Raw genomic sequence first — 18,476 nt, forward strand, 5'->3', positions numbered from 1 at the left:
AGGTCCTTTCGATCAGGATCAGGAGGGGTCGGGCGCTGCGGTGCGCCGCAGCACCAACGCTGTCACATCGTCGTGCGCGTCGTCTGCGAGAGCGTGCAGACGTTCGAAGAGAGCGGGGTCGTCGTTGCTCCGCACCAGCTCGGCGAGGCGGTCGAGCGCGTCGAGCCGCCCGCCGAAGACGTCGAGAAGGCCGTCGCTGCAGGAGAAGAGCGCGTCGCCGGGGGCGAGCACGCGCTGCTCCTCCTCCCAGGAGACGTCGGCGGCGATGCCGAGCGGGACGCCGGTGGAGGCGAGCCGCTCCGTGGTGCCGTCGGCGCGGAGGAGGAGGGTGAGGCCGTGGCCGCTGTCCACGAACGCGACGGCGCCGCTCGCGAGGTCGACCCGGGCGATCAGCGCGGTGGCGAACATCCCGGTCGCGGTCAGATCGGGCAGGAGCTGGCGGTTCACGGCCTCGACGGCCGCCGCGGGGGAGAGCTCCGGCCGAGCCTGGAACGCGGAGCGGATCGCGGAGGCGATGATCGCCGCCGACACTCCCTTGCCCATCACGTCGACCAGCTCGAGGGAGAGGTCGTCCCCGCTGCGGCGCCACGCCGTGTAGTCGCCGGCGACGTCGTGCAGCGGCGTGGTCAGCGAGTCGAGGCTCCATTCGCCGAGGTCGAGGCGCTCGGGCCAGAGCCGCTCCTGCGTCTCGCTCGCGCGTCCGGAGAAGGCGATCTCGCCCAGCTCCCGCTCCGCCCACCGGCCGAGGTCCTCGAGGATCTCGCGCTCCTCCTCCGAGAAGCCGCGCACCTCGCTGTCGATGATGCAGATCGTGCCGACGCGGAGGCCGTCCCCGACGACGAGCGGGCGGCCCGCGTAGAAGCGCACGTGGGGGGATCCGGTGACCACGCCGCGGTCGGCGAACCGCGGATCGGCGGTGGCGTCCTCGACGACGAGGATGTCGCCCTGCTGGACCGTGACGTCGCACATCGAGTCGGCGCGCAGCATCCTGCTCGCCCGCGCCGAGCGCTGGGGCGACTTCGTGAACTGCGTCGTCTCCTCGAGGATGTTGATCTCGGCGAGGGGGACGCGCAGGAGCCGGCGAGCGACGCGGGTGATCCTGTCGAAGCGCTCCTGGGGGGTGCTCAGGCCGACCCCGAGCTCGGCGACCGCAGCGAGGCGGGCGCGCTCGGACGGCCCGCTCACGTGCGGGTCCGGGCGAGCGCCCAGAGGTTCTGCCCATCGACCCTGCGGTAGGAGAACTCGGTGACGAGGGCGTGGATGAACGGGATGCCGCGGCCGGCCTCGTCCCACTCGTCCGGCATGTCGCGGGGGTCGGCGACCTCGGCGGGCGCCTCCTCGGCGGAGTCGTTGAGCGAGGCCCGCAGCTCGGTCGCGTCGACGCGGATCTCGACCAGGCAGATGATGTGCCGGTACGACCGGGCGTGCTGGACGATGTTCGAGGTCAGCTCGACCAGCGCGGTCTCGAACGACATCCGGTCGACCGGCGCGACGCCCGGCTCTTCGAGCCACAGCTCCTCGAGCGCCTCGTGGACGGCGGTGACGCCGTCCTCGGGCGGCGTGCGCACGACGAAGGAGCGCTCAGGCACGGTAGGCCTCCTCGACGGTCTCTGCGCTCCCGAGAAGGCGGTCGAGGTTGGACAGGCCGAGCACCATGGCGGGCTGCTCGCCGGCGGCGGCCACGCGCAGCTCGCCGCCCGCCTTCCGCGCCTCCTTGAGGCCGGCGACGAGGACGCCGAGCCCCGATGAGTCGAGGAACTCGACCGACGCCAGGTCGACGACCACGCGGACCTCTCCCGCCTCGAGCGCGCGCTGGAGGACCGCTTCGAGCTCCCACGCCGTGGACAGGTCGAGCCGGCCGACGGGGCGGATCACCACGATGTCGGGCTCGATCCGCTCGGTGCTGATCCTCGAGCTGGGCTCCATGGTGTCCTCCTGACGGGACGGCACGCGGTTCCGGAGGGCTCGGAGACGCGGTGAGGACGCGGTCGGGGGCGCGACCGAGGGGTTCCGGATCCGATGCGGGAGTGAATCGGGGAGTTCGTCCGCATCCGACCGTACAAGGGAACGGGGCGCCCCGTGGGAGGCGTGACCGGATCCGCGCTGCGATCCGCGATAGGCGGTCCTGCGGAGGAGGCTCCGCTCAGCCCCTCGCGGCGGCGAGAGCGTCGGCGGCGAGCCGCGCGGAGGCCTCCCGGCCGGTCAGCCAGAGCGGCACGGAGCGGGCGCGGAGCCCCGCCGACTCGAGCGCCGGGACCGCGTCCGCGTCCTCCTCGCCGACGAGCCAGGCGTCGAGGAGGCCGCCCTCGCTCCGAGCTCCGTAGTGCCGGCCGACGGCCTCGGCGGAGGTCTCGACGCCGATCGCGGCGAGGCAGGCGTCGGCCATGCCGCGCACGACCGCGCCGCCGATGACGGGGGAGACGCCCACGACGGGTGCGGAGGTCTGGCGGAGGGCGTCCGCGATCCCGGGGACGCCGAGGATGGTGCCGATCGAGACGACGGGATTGGAGGGGGCGACGAGCACCGCGTCGGTGTCGGCGATCGCCTCCAGCACGCCCGGGGCGGGACGGGCGCTCTCCACCCCCTGCTGGACGAAGCGGCGGGCGGGCGCGGACGCGCGCAGCCGCACCCACCACTCCTCGAAGTGGAGGAGCCGCACGCCCTCCCCGGGAAGCTCGACCTCGACGTGGGTCTCGACGTCCTGGTCCGACATCGGCAGCAGGCGGACCCCCAGCGGCCAGCGGGCGGTGATCCGGGCGGTCGCCTCCGAGAGGGTGAGGCCGTCGCGCAGCATCGAGCTGCGGGCGATGTGGGTGCCGAGGTCGAGGTCGCCCAGGGTGAACCACGGCCAGCCGACGCCGAAGGCGGTGAGCTCGGCCGAGACCCGCTCGCTCTCGCCGGCCCGGCCCCAGCCGCGCTCGGTGTCGTTCACTCCGCCGAGCGCGTAGGTGATCGAGTCGAGGTCGGGGCAGACCTTGAGGCCGGTGAGCCACATGTCGTCTCCGGTGTTGACGACGACGGTGATCTCGCTCGCCTCGCCCCCGGCGGCCTCGAGGTCGCGGAGGTGCTCGCGGACCGCCGAGGTGAAGCGGGCGCCGCCGACGCCTCCGGCCAGGATCGTGATGCGCATCCGCCCACGCTAGCGGCACCGACGGATTCCTCCCCCGGCGAGCCTTAATGCTGCGGATCCGCGCCGGAAACACCGGGGAAACGTCGAACCCCGACGATGAAGCCCTGTCCGCGGAGCCGGGACGGTCCGTCATTGCCTTCGGGCCCGGCGGGGACCACAGTGGGTCCACGTCCCCCGCTCCTCACCGCCCGGCGGAGCACGACCGGAGCCGGACAGGGACGCCCGAGCATGGAGGTACCGATGACCATCGTCCGCGCAGCGATCACCCAGACGACCTGGACCGGCGACAAGGAGTCGATGCTCGACAAGCACGAGCAGATGGCCCGGGACGCCGCGGCCGACGGCGCGCAGATCGTCTGCTTCCAGGAGCTGTTCTACGGCCCGTACTTCGGCATCACGCAGGACAAGAAGTACTACCGCTACGCCGAGCCCGCCGACGGGCCGATCGTGCAGCGGTTCGCGGCCCTCGCGAAGGAGCTGGGCGTGGTGATGATCCTCCCGATCTACGAGGAGGAGCAGACCGGCGTCTACTACAACACCGCGGTCGTGGTCGACGCCGACGGGACGATCCTCGGCAAGTACCGCAAGCACCACATCCCGCACCTGGACCGCTTCTGGGAGAAGTTCTACTTCCGGCCGGGGAACCTCGGCTTCCCGGTCTTCGACACCGCGGTCGGCAAGGTCGGCGTCCACATCTGCTACGACCGCCACTTCCCGGAGGGCTGGCGGGAGCTGGGCCTGAACGGCGCCCACCTCGTCTTCAACCCCAACGCGACCAAGCCCGGACTGTCGAACCGCCTCTGGGAGGTCGAGGGCCCGGCGGCCGCGGTGGCGAACGGCTACTTCGTGCTGCAGCCCAACCGGGTCGGCCGGGAGGACAACGAGTACGGCGAGCTCGCGGTCGACTTCTACGGCACCAGCCAGATCATCGATCCGCGGGGGGAGTTCGTCGGCGAGCGGGGCTCGGGCGAGGCCGAGGAGATCCTGATCCGCGACCTCGAGATGGACATGGTGCAGGAGATGCGCGACGACTGGCAGTTCTACCGGGACCGCCGGCCGGAGTCCTACACCAGCATCCCGAAGCCGTGACCGCAGTTCGAGACGGGGAAGACCGATGAAGACCCTCATCACCGGCGGGACGGTCGTCAACGCGACCGGCACCGGAGCAGCAGACGTCCTGATCGACGGCGAGACCATCGCCGCGGTCCTCGCCCCCGGCTCCACGCTGCTGGGCTTCGACCTGGCGGCCCACGTGGACCGCGTGATCGACGCGAGCGGCAAGTACGTCATCCCGGGCGGGATCGACGCGCACACGCACATGGAGATGCCCTTCGGCGGCACCTCCGCCTCCGACACCTTCGAGACCGGGACGCGGGCGGCGGCCTGGGGAGGCACGACGTCGATCGTGGACTTCGTGGTGCAGTACCCGGGCGAGAGCGTCGTCGACCGGTTCCAGGCGTGGCAGGAGAAGGCGGCCGGCAACTGCGCGATCGACTACGGCTTCCACCAGATCCTCTCGGACGTGCAGGACTCCTCGCTCGTCGCGATGGACGAGCTGATGCGCGAGGGGGTGACCAGCTTCAAGCTGTTCATGGCCTACAAGGGCGTGTTCCTCTCGGACGACGGGCAGATCCTGCGGGCGTTCCAGAAGGGCGCCGAGAACGGCGCGATGATGATGATGCACGCCGAGAACGGCGCCCTCATCGACGAGCTGGTGAAGCAGACCCTCGCCGCCGGGAACACCGCGCCGTACTTCCACGGGACCTCGCGGCCCTGGCAGGCGGAGGAGGAGGCGACGCACCGGGCGATCATGATCGCCGACCTGACCGGCGCGCCGCTCTACGTCGTGCACGTGTCGGCGAAGCAGGCGGTCGAGCAGATCGCGCAGGCCCGCGACCGGGGCATGAACGTGTTCGGCGAGACCTGCCCGCAGTACCTGTACCTCTCGCTGGAGGACCAGCTCGGCGCGTCCAGTGAGCAGTGGGGCGGCTTCGAGGGCGCGAAGTGGGTGTGCTCCACCCCGTTGCGCTCGAAGGCGGAGGGGCACCAGCACCACATGTGGCAGTCGCTGCGCACCAACGACATCCAGATGGTCTCCACCGACCACTGCCCCTTCTGCATGAAGGGCCAGAAGGACATGGGCGTCGGCGACTTCTCGAAGATCCCCAACGGGATCGGCTCGGTGGAGCACCGGATGGACCTGATGTACCAGGGCGTCGTGTCCGGGCAGATCTCCCTGCCGCGCTGGGTGGAGCTCACCTCGACCACTCCGGCGCGGATGTTCGGGATGTACGGCAGGAAGGGCGTCATCCAGCCCGGAGCCGACGGCGACGTCGTCGTCTACGACCCCAACGGGCACACCTCGATCGGGATCGGCGAGGGCCGCAGCCACCACATGGACATGGACTACTCGGCCTGGGAGGGCTTCGAGATCGACGGACACGTCGACACGGTGATCTCCCGCGGCAGGGTCGTCGTCGACGACGGCTCCTACGTCGGCACGAAGGGCGACGGGGCGTACATCCCGCGCGGTCTGAGCCAGTACCTGATCTGAGCCGGCACCCGATCCGAGCCAGCACCTGATCGAGCAGAAGGAACCCCATGGACTTCGGAGTCGTCCTCCAGACCAACCCGCCCGCCTCGCGCACCGTCGCGCTCGCCGTCCTCGCGGAGACGCACGGCTTCGACTACGCGTGGACCTTCGACTCGCACCTGCTCTGGCAGGAGCCCTACGTGATCTACTCGCAGATCCTCGAGAGGACGCACCGGATCACGGTCGGCCCGATGGTCACCAACCCCGCCACGCGCGACTGGACGGTCATCGCCTCGCTGCACGCGACGCTCAACGAGATGTACGGGAACCGCACGGTGTGCGGGATCGGACGCGGCGACTCGGCGGTGAGGGTGACCGGAGGAGCTCCGACGACGCTCAAGACGCTGCGGGAGTCGATCCACGTCATCCGCGAGCTCGCCAACAGCCGTCCGGTCGAGTACAACGGCCAGACGCTGCAGTTCCCGTGGAGCCGGGGATCGTCGCTGGAGATGTGGGTCGCCGCCTACGGCCCGCTCGCCCTGAAGCTCGCGGGCGAGGTCGGCGACGGCTTCATCCTGCAGCTGGCCGACGTGGACATCGCGCGCTGGATGATCGGGGCCGTCAAGGAGGCGGCGGCGAACGCCGGCCGGGATCCGGAGTCGCTGCAGTTCTGCGTCGCGGCGCCGATGTACATCGGCACCGACCGGGAGCACATGCGCGACCAGTGCCGCTGGTTCGGCGGGATGGTCGGCAACCACGTGGCCGACATCGTGGGCCGCTACGGCGCCTCGGGAGCGGTGCCGCAGGCGCTGACGGACTACATCGCCGGCCGCGAGGGCTACGACTACAACGAGCACGGCCGTGCGGGCAACAGCCACACCGCCTTCGTGCCGGACGAGATCGTGGAGCGCTTCTGCGTGCTGGGCACGGCGGACGAGCACATCGAGAAGCTCCGGGCGCTCGCCGACATCGGCGTGACGCAGTTCGCGGGCTACCTCCAGCACGACAACAAGGAGGAGACGCTGCGCGTGTACGGCGAGCGGGTCATCCCCGAGCTGCGCGAGCACATCGTGGCCCGCGCATGAGACCGGCCCTCGCGCGCGGGCTCGTGCTCGGCGCTGGCGGGCTGCTCCTGCTCGCGCTGGTGTGGGAGGGCTGGAAAGTGCTCGGGCCCGAGGCGGGGGTGGTCGTCGGAGGCGTCACGGTGCTCCCGCGCACGAGCGCGATCGCGATGCCCCACCTCTGGGAGATCGCGGCCCGGCTCGGCGAGCCGGTCACCGGAGCGCGCAACGCTCCGGCGCTCTGGTCGGCCGTCCTGGCAGCGAGCGCCTTCTCTCTGGGGATCGCCGCGGTCGGCTGGGTCGTCGGCACCGTCGTCGGACTGCTCCTCGCCCTCCTGATGCAGCGGTTCCGCACGGCGGAGTCGGCGGTGCTTCCCTGGATCGTGCTGAGCCAGACGGTGCCCCTGATCGCGATCGCCCCGCTGGTCCGGCGCTGGGGGTCGCAGCTCGAGCTCGGACCGGTGACCTGGGAGAACTGGATGTCGGTGGCCCTGATCGCCTCCTACCTCGCGTTCTTCCCCGTCTCGATCGGCGCGCTCCGCGGTCTCGGTTCGCCGACCGCCCACCAGGTGGAGCTGATGCACGTCTACGGCGTGGGCTGGTGGAAGACGCTGGTGCGCCTGAGGCTCCCGGCGAGCGTGCCCTACCTGCTGCCGGCCCTCCGGCTCGGAGCGGTCAGCGCCGTCGTCGGCACGATCGTCGCCGAGGTGTCGATCGGTCTGCGCGGCGGCATCGGCCGCATGATCATCGAGTTCGCCTCCGCCGCGGGAGGCGACCCCGCCAAGCCGTGGGCGCCGATCCTCGGAGCGGTGCTGGTGGGCCTCGCGGCCGCCGGAGCCGTCGCCCTGCTCGGCACCCTCCTCCGTCCGTTCCGCCGAGGGGAGCAGCCCGCATGAGCACTGCAGGATCCGCGGTCGTCGTCGACACCGTCACGAGGACCTTCACCACCGCCAGGGCTGCGAGCGTGACCGCGCTCCAGGACGTGTCGCTCGAGGTCGCCGCGGGGGAGTTCGTCTCGCTGATCGGCCCGTCCGGCTGCGGGAAGTCGACGCTGCTGCGGCTGATCGCCGACCTCGACGAGCCGGACTCCGGCTCGATCGCCGTGTTCGGCAAGACGGCGCGGCAGGCGAGGCTCGACCAGGACTACGGGATCGCCTTCCAGCAGGCGGGCCTCCTGCCCTGGCGGACGATCCGGGCGAACATCGCCCTGCCGCTCGAGCTCCACGGCGTCGCCGCCGCTGTCCGGCGCTCGCGCGTCGACGAGCTGCTGGCGCTGGTCGGGCTCGGCGACTTCGCCGACTCCTACCCGGACCAGCTCTCCGGCGGGATGCAGCAGCGCGTCGCCATCGCCCGCGCGCTCGCCGAGAGCCCGCGGCTGCTGCTGATGGACGAGCCGTTCGGCGCGCTCGACGAGATGACCCGCGAGCGGATGCAGACGGAGCTGCTGCGGATCCGGCGCGAGACCGGCGCGGCCGTCGTCTTCGTCACCCACTCGATCCCGGAGGCGGTGTTCCTCTCGGACCGCGTCGTGGTGATGTCGCCGCGACCCGGCAGGATCCGCGACGTCCTCCCGGTCGGACTCCCCGGAGCGTCCGAGCGCGACGCGGCGGTCCGGGAGGACACGGCGTTCTTCCGCGACGTGAGCGCCGTGCGCGAGCTGCTGCACGGCGACCTCGCGGCCGTGCCGCGCGGGGTGGAGAACCGGTGAGCACGACGGCGCTCGCGCGCAGCGTGCTCGCTCCGCTCGTGCTCGGGATCGCCGCGGTCCTGCTGTGGCAGGCCGGGGTCACCGCTCTGGCGATCCAGCCGTTCGTGCTCCCGTCGCCGCTCGCGATCGGACGGGAGTTCGCCGCCAACCTCTGCTCCGTCGCCGAGGGCAGCGCGGTGACCGGCCGCAACGCGCTGGTCGGCCTGCTGGTCGGCGCGGTGCTCGCGATCGTGGTCGCCGGGCTCTCGGCGCTCGCGAGGGTCTTCGACGGACTGGTCGCGCCGATCGTGGCAGCCGCCGCCGTCGTGCCGATCGTGGCCCTCGCTCCGGTGCTCTACACGATGTTCGGAGCGAACGCCGAGACCGCGCGGCAGCTCGTCGCGGCGCTCGCCGTGTTCGTGCCGGTCTACGTGACGACGCTGCGCGGGCTGCGGCAGGCCGCTCCGGTGCACCGCGACCTGCTGAAGGCCTACGCGGCGACGCCGTGGCAGACCGCCCGCACGATCACGCTGCCGGGCGCGGTGCCCTACGTCTTCACGGGGCTCCGCATCGCCTCCTCGCTGGCGGTGATCTCGGCGCTGGTCGCCGAGTACTTCGGCGGACCCGTCGGCGGGCTCGGCAAGTCGATCACCACGGCGGCCTCGGGCAGCGACTACGCGCTCGCCTACGCCTACGTCCTGGGCGCCGTGCTCGTCGGCCTCGCCTTCTACTGCGTGACGGCCGCACTCGAGGCCTTCGCGCTGCGGCGCAGCCGGATCCGCTGAGCTTCCCCGACTCCACCCGACTCTCCACTCGCACCGCCGCACGATCAGCGCCACCCTCACCATCAGCACCACCTGCACCACAGCACCACCTGCACCGCCGCACCACGGGGCGCGCCGCACCGGCGTCCCCCGCAGACCGCACCAGGAGGACCCGTGACCAGACGCACCCGCATCACCCTGACGACGACCGCCGCCTTCGCGGCCGTGGGCCTCGCGCTCACCGGCTGCAGCGCCTCCGGCGGCTCCGGCTCGGGATCCGACTCCGGCTCCGACGGGCTCACGCCGGTCACCCTGCAGCTGCAGTGGGTGGCCCAGGCGCAGTTCGCCGGGTACTACGCCGCCGTCGACCAGGGCTACTACGAGGACGAGGGCCTCGATGTGACGATCGCCGAGGGCGGCGGCGACATCGTCCCCCAGGACGTGCTCGCCTCGGGCGACGCCGACTACGCGATCTCCTGGGTCCCCAAGGTCCTCGGCTCGATCGAGCAGGGCGCCGAGATCACGGACGTCGCGCAGATCTTCGAGCGCAGCGCCACCACGCAGATCTCCTTCAAGGACAAGGGGATCACCTCGCCCGCCGACCTCGCCGGGAAGAGCGTGGGCAGCTGGGGGTACGGCAACGAGTGGGAGCTGTTCGCCGGCATGCAGAAGGACGGCGTCTCGCTCGACGACATCTCGCTGGTGCAGCAGCAGTTCGACATGAACGGGTTCCTCGCGGGCGACATCGACGCGGCCCAGGCGATGACCTACAACGAGTACGCCCAGGTCCTCGAGACCGTGAACCCCGCCACGGGCGAGCTGTACCAGCCGGACGACCTGAACGTCATCAGCTGGAACGACGTCGGGACCGCGATGCTCCAGGACGCGATCTGGGCCGATGCGGGCAGGCTCGCCGACGACGACGCGTACGCGGAGCAGACCGTCGCGTTCATCAAGGCCTCCATCAAGGGCTGGATCTACGCGAAGGACGACCCGCAGGGGGCGGCCGACATCGTCACCGCGGCCGGCTCGACGCTCGGCACCAGCCACCAGCTCTGGATGACCAACGAGGTCAACAAGCTGATCTGGCCCTCGACGGACGGCGTCGGGATGATCGACGAGGCCGCCTGGCAGCAGACCGTCGACATCGCGAAGGAGACGGAGAACGAGACGGGCGCCACGATCATCAGTGCGGACCCGCCCGCCACGGCCTACTCGAACGAGTACGTCGAGAAGGCGCTCTCCGAGCTCGCCGATGAGGGCGTGGACACGAGCGGAGCGGACTACGCCCCCATCGATGTGACGCTGGAGGCCGGCGGAGCCTGAGCCGGCGGATCCGCGATCCTGCCTCTCCCGGCCCTCCCGCCCCGGGGCGGGCCGGGGGGAGTAGGCTGGACCCTCGTGACTACTTTCAAGAAGACGCCGTTCACCGTGAACGTGCGCGACCTCGTGAGGCGACCGGGCGAGATGCGCGAGCACCGCCTCGAGCTCGAGGCGCCGGAGCAGTTCGGCGAGGGGATCGTCGCGGTCCGCGAGGGATCGGCCGTCGATCTCGACGTCCGGCTCGAGTCCGTGCACGAGGGGATCCTGGCCAGTGTCGAGGTGTCGGCGAGGGCCGACGGCGAGTGCAGCCGGTGCCTGACCGACATCTCCCTGCCTGTCGATGTCGAGTTCCAGGAACTTTTCGCGTACTCTTCTGACGAAGCTTTCGACTATGAGGTTCACGACGACCACGTGGATCTTGAACCTCTGGTCAGGGATGCGGTGGTTCTGTCGCTGCCGTTCCAGCCGGTCTGCCGGCCGGACTGTCCGGGCCTCGACCCCGTCACGGGGGAGCGGCTGGCCGATTCCTCCACGCCTGAACCCGAGGCGCCGCGCGACTCCCGGTGGGCCGCGCTCGCAGGGTTGGGCGAAGGGGACGGCGGGGCCGCAGCGCCCGGAGCTTCCACCGACAGAGCTTCCGCAGACAGCGGTGAGGGCGCGACCGCCCGCACCGAATCCGACTAGAGGTAGAGAAGAGAGAATCATGGCTGTTCCCAAGAGGAAGAAGTCCCGCGCGAACACCCACGCCCGTCGTTCGCAGTGGAAGGCTGAGGTCCCCACCCTCGTCAAGACCATCGAGAACGGCAAGGTCGTCTACAGCCTTCCCCACCGCGCCAAGGTCGTCGAGGACTCCGCGGGCACCGCGCTGTTCCTCGAGTACAAGGGCCGCAAGGTCGCCGACGTCTGATTCCGCTCCTGGTCCGCACGGCGCGGGGCGAACCGCCTCTCGACGAACGGACCGCGGTCCATGGTGAACCAGACCTCCGCACGACCCTCCAGCGACGACCGGTCGCGTCTGGAGGCCACGCTCGGCGTGAGCCTCGACGGTGAGCTCTTCGAGCTCGCCCTGACGCACCGGTCGTTCGCTTTCGAGCACGGCGGCATCCCGCACAACGAGCGCCTCGAGTTCCTCGGCGACTCGATCCTGGGGCAGGCCGTGACCGTCATGCTCTACACCGAGTACCCCGCCCTCAGCGAGGGCGACCTGGCCAAGCGCCGGGCGAGCCTCGTCTCGACCGTCGCGCTGGCCGAGATCGCCCGCGGCATCGGCCTGGGCGAGTTCCTCCGCCTCGGACGCGGCGAGGAGCTGACCGGCGGTCGGGACAAAGCGTCGATCCTCGCCGACACCGTCGAGGCCATCATCGGCGCCGTCTACCTCGGCACCGGGCCCGACGCGGCCCGCGACCTGGTGCTGCGCCTGATCGCCCCCCTCCGGGCCGATCCGCTCCGCTTCGGCGTCTCGATGGACCCGAAGACGAGCCTGCAGGAGGCGGCCGCCGAGCGCGGTGCGCCGGCCCCGCGCTACGAGATCGCCGCCACCGGCCCCGACCACAACAAGGTCTTCGTCGCCACCGTGATCGTCGGCGGACTCGTCACCGCCCGCGGCGAGGGCACCAGCAAGAAGGCGGCCGAGATGGCCGCTGCGCTGGACGCGTGGACCCGTCTGGCGGCTCCCGGCGCACCCGCCGCTCCTGCGGCCTCGGACTGATCGTGCCCGAGCTGCCCGAGGTCGAGGTGGTGCGCGCGGGCCTCGCCCCGGCGGTCACCGGCTCCCTGGTGACCGGCGTCGAGATCGTCGACGAGCGCTCGCTCAAGCGGCACGTGCATCCGCACGGGACCTTCGAGCGCCTGCTCGTCGGGCGCCGGCTGGAAGCGGCGGTGCGGCGCGGGAAGTTCCTCTGGCTGCCGGCCGGCCGCGACGAGGCGCTGCTGGTGCACCTCGGCATGAGCGGGCAGGTGCTGCTGCGCACGGCGGATGCGGCGCTGCCGCGGCTGGCGCGCATCCGGATCGGGATCGAGCACCCCGAGCACGGCGAGCTGGCCCTGCACTTCGTCGACCAGCGGATCTTCGGCTCGATGGCGGTCGACGCGCTGGTGCCGACGCCGGACGGAGCGCCGGGCGGCTACGCGGGCGAGGAGGCCCGCGGAGGCGGCTGGCTGCGCGCCGTGCCCTCGCAGGTCGCGCACATCGCCCGCGATCCGCTCGACCCCTCCTTCGACCTGGGCTCGGTCGTCGCGGCGCTGGCGAGGAGGAGCAGCGGGATCAAGCGGGCGCTGCTCGACCAGACGCTCGTGAGCGGCATCGGGAACATCTACGCGGACGAGTCGCTGTGGGCGGCGGAGCTGCACCCGGAGCGGCCGAGCTCGTCGCTCGGCGAGGCGCGCATCCGCCGCCTCTTCGCCGAGGTCCGCTCCGTGCTGGAGCGGGCGCTGGCCGAGGGCGGCACCAGCTTCGACGCGCAGTACGTGAACGTGAACGGCGCCTCCGGCTACTTCTCGCACAGCCTGCACGCCTACGGGCGGACGGGGAAGCCGTGCGCCCGGTGCGGCGAGGCGATCGTGCGGGTGCCGTTCATGAACCGCTCCTCGCACCTCTGCCCGCACTGCCAGCAGCTGCCGCGCTGAAGCACCGGGAGGCGTCGCGTCAGGCCGCGGCGTCGGCGGGCGCGGGAGCGTACCGGGAGTGGACGACGAGCTCGCCGAGCAGCGTCGCGACGAGCGTGATGACGGCGGCGATCGCCAGGCCGAGCCAGAGCCCGACCAGGAGGGCGAGCGCGCCGACGCCGGCACCCGCGGCGATCAGGACGATCGCGGCGGCGCGGCGGAACCAGGGCTGACCGGACCCTCCCGCCAGGCGCGAATCCGCGGCCAGGCCGGTGATCGTCGAGGTGACGACGACCGTCGTGACGTCCTTGACGGCGAGATGGCGGGCCGTCGCGGCCTGGAGGCCCATCGCCCCGCCCAGCACGCCGGTGACGGTGAAGGCGAGCGGCTCGGGGTGCTCGGGCACGACCGCGAGCACGATCGCCAGGGCGCCGAGCAGGATCCCGACCACCGCGAAGAGCCACGTCGAGCGCGAGGTCCAGCCCTTCTTCACCGGCCGCAGCACCCGGCCGCCGATCACGGCGCCGATCATGAAGGCGCCCAGCGCGATCAGGGGCCCGACCACGGGCAGGTCGGCCGCCCCGGAGAGGGCCATGCCGAGGATGACCACGTTGCCGGTCATGTTGCCGGCGAAGACACGGTCGAGCCCGAGGTACCCGACGGCGTCGATGATGCCGGTCGAGAAGGTGAGGGCGAGCATCAGGCCGAGGGTGGCGCCCTCGGTGCGGGTGCGCAGGCGTCGGAGCACGGGAGTCCTGTCGTCGGGGGCGGGTCTGGAGAATCGTGGCACACGCGTGCACATGCTCGAAACACGGCGCGGTTAGGGTCGGACGGCGCGGACGGGCCGCGCGGGAGGCGGACGCGCATGCGGTGGACGGAGTGGGCGGTGCAGCCCGGCGAGGGAGTGCCGTCGGGGGTCGACTACCTGCCGGCCGAGCCGGGGTCGGTGCTGTGGGGGCGCCTGCCGTGCGCGGCGGACGCGCCCGTGCTCACGGTCGACTCGGGGGCCGAGGTCGTCATCGACACGCTCAGCCACGAGGGAGTGCTGGAGGACCAGGGGCGCGATCCGGTCGCCTTCTTCGGCCGCCACGGGGTCGCTCCGGAGGGGGTGCTGCGCGACGCGGTCGCGCTCGCCGCCGACGGGCCCTTCCGCGACGGCGGGACGGACGGGCCGCACGTGGTCACGGGACCGATCGCGGTCCGGGGGGCGCTGCCGGGGGACCTTCTCCGGATGACCCTCCTCGAGGCCGAGCCGCGCGTGCCGTACGGAGTCGTCTCGAACCGGCACGGCCGCGGGGCGCTGCCGGGCGAGTACCCGCTGCAGGAGGGGCCGTTCAGCGTCTTCGCACGCGTCGACGAGGACGCGCAGGGCGGTCTCCGCGGCGTGATCCCGCTGGTGCCCGGAGGAACGCGAGCCGCCCGGTTCCCGCTCCGGCCGTTCCTCGGCATCATGGGCGTCGCCGTTGCAGGGGAGGAGCGCCCGCACTCGGTGCCGCCCGGTGCGCACGGGGGCAACATCGACATCGCACTGCTGACGGCGGGAACCAGCCTCTACCTTCCCGTGCAGGTCCCGGGCGCCCTCGCCTACGTCGGCGACCCCCACTTCGCGCAGGGCGACGGCGAGGTGGCGCTGACGGCGATGGAGGCGAGCCTGCGCGTCCGGGTGCGCCTGGACGTCGTCCCGCGCGCCGAGGCGCTCGCGGCGTTCGGGGAGCTGCTCGGGCCGATGGGGGAGACCGGCGAGTTCCTCGTGCCCACCGGGATGGACGAGGACCTGGACGTCGCCGTCCAGAAATGCGTCCGCGCCGCCATCGCGCTGCTGGCCGCCCGATACGGAATGGACCCGGCCCACGCCTACGCCTACCTCAGCGCGGCGACCGACTTCGACATCTCGCAGGTGGTCGACCTGGTGAAGGGCGTGCACGCCCGCGTCCGGACGGCCGACTTCGATGACTGACCCGCGGGTGACGACCCTCGAGGGCGACCTGCCGGACGGGCTGGTGGACGCGGTCCTCGCGTACGAGGCGGCGCTCGGGGCGGACGACGTCAGGGCGCTCGCCGACGCGTTCGTCGACGCGCCGACGACGCTCCGGGGCGACGCCTCCGGACTGCTCGTCGGTCACGCGGCGATCACCGGCTTCCGGGGCCGTCGCGGCGGGGCGCCGGTGCGACAGGTGATCGAGCTGCACGTGCGGGCGGTCGATCGGGACACGGCGCTCGTGGTGAGCGTGAACGCCGCGGCGCGCGGGGGGCGCGGGCTCGTGACGCAGCTGTGGTCGCGAACGGAGGACGGGATCTGGCGGGTGCGCGCCGCGCAGGTGCAGGCGCCCACTCCGCCGCTGGACCCCCGCGTCTGGCGGGCCGTGGGCGCGCCGCTGGTGCCGGCTGCCGGGACCGGGCCGCTCGACGGACTGGACGTGGCGGTGAAGGACCTCTTCGCGATCGAGGGCCAGCGGATCGGCGCCGGCGTGCCGGCCCTGCTCGCCTCTGCGCCGATCGAGGCGGCGACCGCTCCGGCCGTCGCCCAGCTGCTCGCGGCGGGAGCGTCGGTGCGCGGGATCGCGCAGACCGACGAGTTCGCGTACAGCATCGCGGGCCGGAACTCCGGCTACGGGACGCCGCCGAATCCGGCGGTAGCGGGGGCGATCCCGGGCGGTTCGTCGAGTGGACCGGCGACCGCGGTGTCCCTCGGGCAGGCGGCGGTCGGGCTCGCGACCGACACGGCGGGCTCGATCCGGGTGCCCGCCTCGTACCAGGGGCTGTGGGGGCTGAGGACGACCCACGGCGCGGTGCCTGTCGAGGGGCTGCTGCCGCTGGCGCCGAGCTTCGACACCGTCGGGTGGCTGACGCGGGACCTCGGCACGCTGCGGCGGGTGGCCGAGGTCTGCCTGCCGTCCGGCCCGCCGGTCCGGGGTCTCGCGGTGGCGCCTGCACTGCTGGGCGGAGTGGATGCGGCCGTCCGGGCGGCGTTCCGAGCGGCCGTCGAGGGGCTGAGTGCCGACGAGGTGGTGCTGCCCCCCGTGGCGGAGATGCTCGAGGCGTTCCGGCTGGTGCAGGCCGCCGAGGCGTGGCGGTCGAGCGGCTCGTGGGTCGCGGCGCATCCGGGAGTGCTGGCGGCGGACGTGCAGGCGCGCTTCGACGCGGCGTCGCTCGTCGACGAGCAGACGGAGGCGGCCGCGCGGGCGCGGGTCGCGGGGTTCCGGGAGGCGCTCGACGGCGCGCTCGACGGGCGGGTGCTGCTCCTGCCGTCGGCGTCGTCGGTCGCGCCGGCCCTCGACGCGTCGGCCGAGGCGATCGACGCGGCGCGGACGGCGACGCTCGGCCTGACCTGCGTCGCCGGGATCGGCGGGTATCCGGCGCTGTCGGTGCCGCGCCTGAGCGTGGACGGCGCACCGGCGGGTCTCTGCCTGGTGGGACCGCGGGGGTCGGATCTCGCGCTGCTGGAGCTGGCCGGCACGCTCTGAGGGCGCGCTCTGAGGGCGGGTGAGGGGCATCCCGCCCGCAGGCACGCAGCATGTCCCGCGGTCAGAACGGGGGAGGCGCATCGCTGAAGCTCGGCCTGAGCGGTGGCCGTGAGGACGCAGGCGGATCGGATGGACGGGTGACCACGCGGCGCCCCGCGGGAGAGGTCCAGTCGGCGGATCCGTCGGGGTGGAGCGTGGAGGTCCAGCGGTCGCCGTGGCGGACGTGGTGGTGGGCGACGCAGAGCGACGCCGGGTTGTGGAGTGCGGTGTCGCCTCCGTGGCGCCACTTCAGCGTGTGGTCGGCCTCGGCTGTCGCCGCCGGCCGGATGCAGCCGGGGAAGCGGCAGGTCCGGTCGCGCAGCTGGAGTGCGAGGCGCATCCGCGGAGGAGGGAGGCGGTGCGTCCTGCCGACCGAGACGACGGCACCCGTGCTCGGGTGTATGAGCACGGGGGTGACGGCCGAGTCGGCTCCGAGGAGCTCACGCGCGACGCTGGCCGGGACGAGGCTGTAGCCGTCCAGTTCTGCCGGCGTCTCGTCCTGCCCGGCCGCGGTGCTCGCGGCGAGAGTCAGTCGGACCTCGGCCCGGATGCCGCGAGCGGACGTCCGCGGCCTCTCGTCGCCCGGAGACGTGCCGGACACGTCGCCGTCGCAGAGCAGGTCGACCAGGGCGTCGGCCCGCAGCTGCGCGAGCGTGCGCTCCTCCGCCGGACCGCTCCCGCCGCCTGTCCGGTCGCCGTTCCCGTCGCGGAGGGTGCGGGCGATCCGGTCGAGCCGCGCGAGCGCGCCCGTGGCGGCCGGAGCGGGGAGGGTCGCGCAGAGCGTGGCCACGCCGTCCTGCTCGGCCGAGACCCGGACGGCCCGGTCCTCCCGAGCGCGGGCGTGCCGGTCGGAGGACTGTCGTGCAGCTCGTCGCGCAGTCGGGCGAGGCGTCCCCGCAGCTGGGTCGGCGTCATCGAGGCGGCCGGTCCCGCGGCTCGTTCGTCGAACTCCGGGAGGGAGGACGGCGGAAGGGTGGCCGCGGCTGCGCAGATGATCTGCCCCGCCTCCCAGCGCAGCCGGGCGTCGGCCAGCGCGGCGCGCGTGCACGGCAGGTGCTCGACCAGCAGGCGGGCGTGCTCGAGTTCGCGGGCGGCCACGCGCTCGGACACGGCGAGCGCGACGGCGAGCTCGGCCCGGACGGAGCGCTCCACGAGGTCGCGCGACTCGGCGGGCGACCCACCGCGGGCGAACGCCTCCGGGCGACGGAGCGCAGCCGTGTACGCCTCGTGCAGAGCCTCGGCGGAGGCGAGGTGGAGTGGAGCCGCGGACCGGGCGAGCAGCGCCGCACGGTCGCCGAGGGCGCGGACCTCCTCGAGTCCCTGCCGCATCCGATCCGCCATACCCGTATTGAATCAGCGACCACTGACATGCGGGCCCCAGGTGCGCCCGATCGGGAGAACTCGCCCGTGAGCCGCCCCTGTGGAGGAGCGCTGCGCCGCCGGAGGGGTCCCGAGACCCCGACACGGCTCAGGAGGGTCCGCGGAGGACCGACGTCAGCGTGAGCAGGATCACGACGACGACGCCGACGACGACGAGGAGGGCGCCTCCCGCGGCCATCACGACGGGCGACTGCGTCCTCGGCCCGACCCTCTGCCCCCGCCGGCGCATCTGGTCACGGGCCCGCGCGGAGATCCACTCGCGCCGGCCGATGAACACCGCTCCGAAGACGATCGCGATCGGCGCCCAGACGAGAGCGACGATCTGGTCCTCGGTCACCGGCCGGCGACCGTTCCGTGCGGCGCTGTCCTCATGCCGACCAGTGTCCCGCGGACCTCCCGGGCGCGACCCGCCGCACCCCGTGAAACACCGGCGAAACGTCCGTCCCATAGGCTCTCCGAGTGAAACAGCTGTTTCTCTCCCGCACGCGAAG

The 18,476-nt window shown here is 72.6% G+C and carries 20 protein-coding genes and 1 pseudogene; 13 read left to right on the forward strand and 8 right to left on the reverse strand.

Annotation, left to right across the window (positions count from 1 at the left end; translation table 11 throughout):
* Positions 1–18: 18 nt before the first annotated feature.
* The 4 genes from C5C24_RS08410 to cofD form a co-directional block, all read right to left on the reverse strand.
* Complete coding sequence (locus C5C24_RS08410; protein ID WP_181118480.1) at positions 19–1,185, reverse strand: PP2C family protein-serine/threonine phosphatase; 1,167 nt, start codon at positions 1,183–1,185, stop codon at positions 19–21.
* Positions 1,182–1,589 (reverse strand): ATP-binding protein, encoded by a 408-nt coding sequence (locus C5C24_RS08415; protein WP_104223473.1) that lies wholly within the window; start codon positions 1,587–1,589, stop codon positions 1,182–1,184. The genes C5C24_RS08410 and C5C24_RS08415 overlap by 4 nt, the downstream gene beginning before the upstream one ends.
* The gene (locus tag C5C24_RS08420; RefSeq protein ID WP_104276783.1) at positions 1,582–1,926 is read right to left on the reverse strand and encodes an STAS domain-containing protein; all 345 of its coding nucleotides are present in this window, start codon (positions 1,924–1,926) and stop codon (positions 1,582–1,584) included. Before C5C24_RS08420 ends, C5C24_RS08415 begins: the two co-directional genes overlap by 8 nt.
* A 217-nt stretch (positions 1,927–2,143) precedes the next feature.
* A complete protein-coding gene (cofD, locus tag C5C24_RS08425) occupies positions 2,144–3,130 on the reverse strand; it encodes a 2-phospho-L-lactate transferase (protein WP_104276782.1) in 987 nt (328 codons plus the stop codon).
* A 240-nt stretch (positions 3,131–3,370) separates the two neighbouring features.
* On the opposite strand from cofD, the gene C5C24_RS08430 reads away from it, so the two are divergent.
* From C5C24_RS08430 to mutM, 11 genes are all read left to right on the forward strand, one after another.
* Positions 3,371–4,219, forward strand: coding sequence for a nitrilase-related carbon-nitrogen hydrolase (locus C5C24_RS08430; RefSeq protein ID WP_104276781.1), 849 nt, complete (start codon positions 3,371–3,373; stop codon positions 4,217–4,219).
* Positions 4,220–4,244: 25 nt separating this feature from the next.
* Positions 4,245–5,684, forward strand: coding sequence for a dihydropyrimidinase (gene hydA, locus C5C24_RS08435; protein ID WP_104304746.1), 1,440 nt, complete (start codon positions 4,245–4,247; stop codon positions 5,682–5,684).
* A 47-nt stretch (positions 5,685–5,731) separates the two neighbouring features.
* Entirely contained in the window at positions 5,732–6,748 is a 1,017-nt protein-coding gene (locus tag C5C24_RS08440; RefSeq protein ID WP_104238194.1) for a TIGR03842 family LLM class F420-dependent oxidoreductase, read from the forward strand.
* Positions 6,745–7,620: an ABC transporter permease gene (locus C5C24_RS08445; protein ID WP_104281498.1), complete on the forward strand. Its 876-nt coding sequence runs from the start codon at positions 6,745–6,747 to the stop codon at positions 7,618–7,620. The genes C5C24_RS08440 and C5C24_RS08445 overlap by 4 nt, the downstream gene beginning before the upstream one ends.
* Positions 7,617–8,432 carry an ABC transporter ATP-binding protein gene (locus C5C24_RS08450; RefSeq protein WP_104276778.1) on the forward strand — a complete coding sequence of 272 codons (816 nt, stop codon included), beginning with the start codon at positions 7,617–7,619 and terminating at the stop codon, positions 8,430–8,432. Before C5C24_RS08445 ends, C5C24_RS08450 begins: the two co-directional genes overlap by 4 nt.
* Positions 8,429–9,196: an ABC transporter permease gene (locus C5C24_RS08455; protein WP_104304747.1), complete on the forward strand. Its 768-nt coding sequence runs from the start codon at positions 8,429–8,431 to the stop codon at positions 9,194–9,196. The genes C5C24_RS08450 and C5C24_RS08455 overlap by 4 nt, the downstream gene beginning before the upstream one ends.
* Positions 9,197–9,349: 153 nt before the next feature.
* Positions 9,350–10,501: an ABC transporter substrate-binding protein gene (locus tag C5C24_RS08460; RefSeq protein WP_258065105.1), complete on the forward strand. Its 1,152-nt coding sequence runs from the start codon at positions 9,350–9,352 to the stop codon at positions 10,499–10,501.
* A 141-nt stretch (positions 10,502–10,642) separates the two neighbouring features.
* Positions 10,643–11,182, forward strand: a complete 540-nt coding sequence (locus C5C24_RS08465) for a DUF177 domain-containing protein (protein WP_181135508.1) — start codon at positions 10,643–10,645, stop codon at positions 11,180–11,182.
* A gap of 19 nt (positions 11,183–11,201) precedes the next feature.
* A complete protein-coding gene (gene rpmF / locus C5C24_RS08470; protein WP_104223482.1) occupies positions 11,202–11,405 on the forward strand; it encodes a 50S ribosomal protein L32 in 204 nt (67 codons plus the stop codon).
* Between the two features lie 60 nt (positions 11,406–11,465).
* A complete protein-coding gene (gene rnc, locus C5C24_RS08475) occupies positions 11,466–12,206 on the forward strand; it encodes a ribonuclease III (RefSeq protein ID WP_104281499.1) in 741 nt (246 codons plus the stop codon).
* A gap of 2 nt (positions 12,207–12,208) precedes the next feature.
* A complete protein-coding gene (gene mutM, locus C5C24_RS08480; RefSeq protein WP_104276831.1) occupies positions 12,209–13,123 on the forward strand; it encodes a bifunctional DNA-formamidopyrimidine glycosylase/DNA-(apurinic or apyrimidinic site) lyase in 915 nt (304 codons plus the stop codon).
* 19 nt (positions 13,124–13,142) lie between these two features.
* On the opposite strand, the gene C5C24_RS08485 is transcribed toward mutM, so the two are convergent.
* Positions 13,143–13,850, reverse strand: a complete 708-nt coding sequence (locus tag C5C24_RS08485; RefSeq protein ID WP_308470818.1) for a YoaK family protein — start codon at positions 13,848–13,850, stop codon at positions 13,143–13,145.
* Positions 13,851–13,967: 117 nt separating this feature from the next.
* Between C5C24_RS08485 and C5C24_RS08490 the strand changes: the two genes are divergently transcribed.
* Positions 13,968–15,059, forward strand: a complete 1,092-nt coding sequence (locus C5C24_RS08490; protein ID WP_104304749.1) for an acetamidase/formamidase family protein — start codon at positions 13,968–13,970, stop codon at positions 15,057–15,059.
* Entirely contained in the window at positions 15,052–16,566 is a 1,515-nt protein-coding gene (locus C5C24_RS08495) for an AtzH-like domain-containing protein (RefSeq protein WP_104304750.1), read from the forward strand. Before C5C24_RS08490 ends, C5C24_RS08495 begins: the two co-directional genes overlap by 8 nt.
* Positions 16,567–16,627: 61 nt before the next feature.
* Here C5C24_RS08495 and C5C24_RS18625 read toward each other — a convergent pair whose 3' ends face one another.
* The 3 genes and pseudogenes from C5C24_RS18625 to C5C24_RS08505 form a co-directional block, all read right to left on the reverse strand.
* Positions 16,628–17,395 carry a DUF222 domain-containing protein gene (locus C5C24_RS18625; RefSeq protein ID WP_374955327.1) on the reverse strand — a complete coding sequence of 256 codons (768 nt, stop codon included), beginning with the start codon at positions 17,393–17,395 and terminating at the stop codon, positions 16,628–16,630.
* Positions 17,396–17,466: 71 nt separating this feature from the next.
* Positions 17,467–17,946 (reverse strand): annotated as a pseudogene (locus tag C5C24_RS18630) (hypothetical protein); the annotation flags it as partial.
* A 127-nt stretch (positions 17,947–18,073) separates the two neighbouring features.
* Positions 18,074–18,322, reverse strand: coding sequence for a hypothetical protein (locus tag C5C24_RS08505; RefSeq protein ID WP_104304752.1), 249 nt, complete (start codon positions 18,320–18,322; stop codon positions 18,074–18,076).
* Positions 18,323–18,476: the final 154 nt, after the last annotated feature.

The sequence above is a fragment of the Rathayibacter sp. AY2B3 genome, from assembly GCF_002931755.1.
Taxonomy (GTDB): Bacteria; Actinomycetota; Actinomycetes; order Actinomycetales; family Microbacteriaceae; genus Rathayibacter.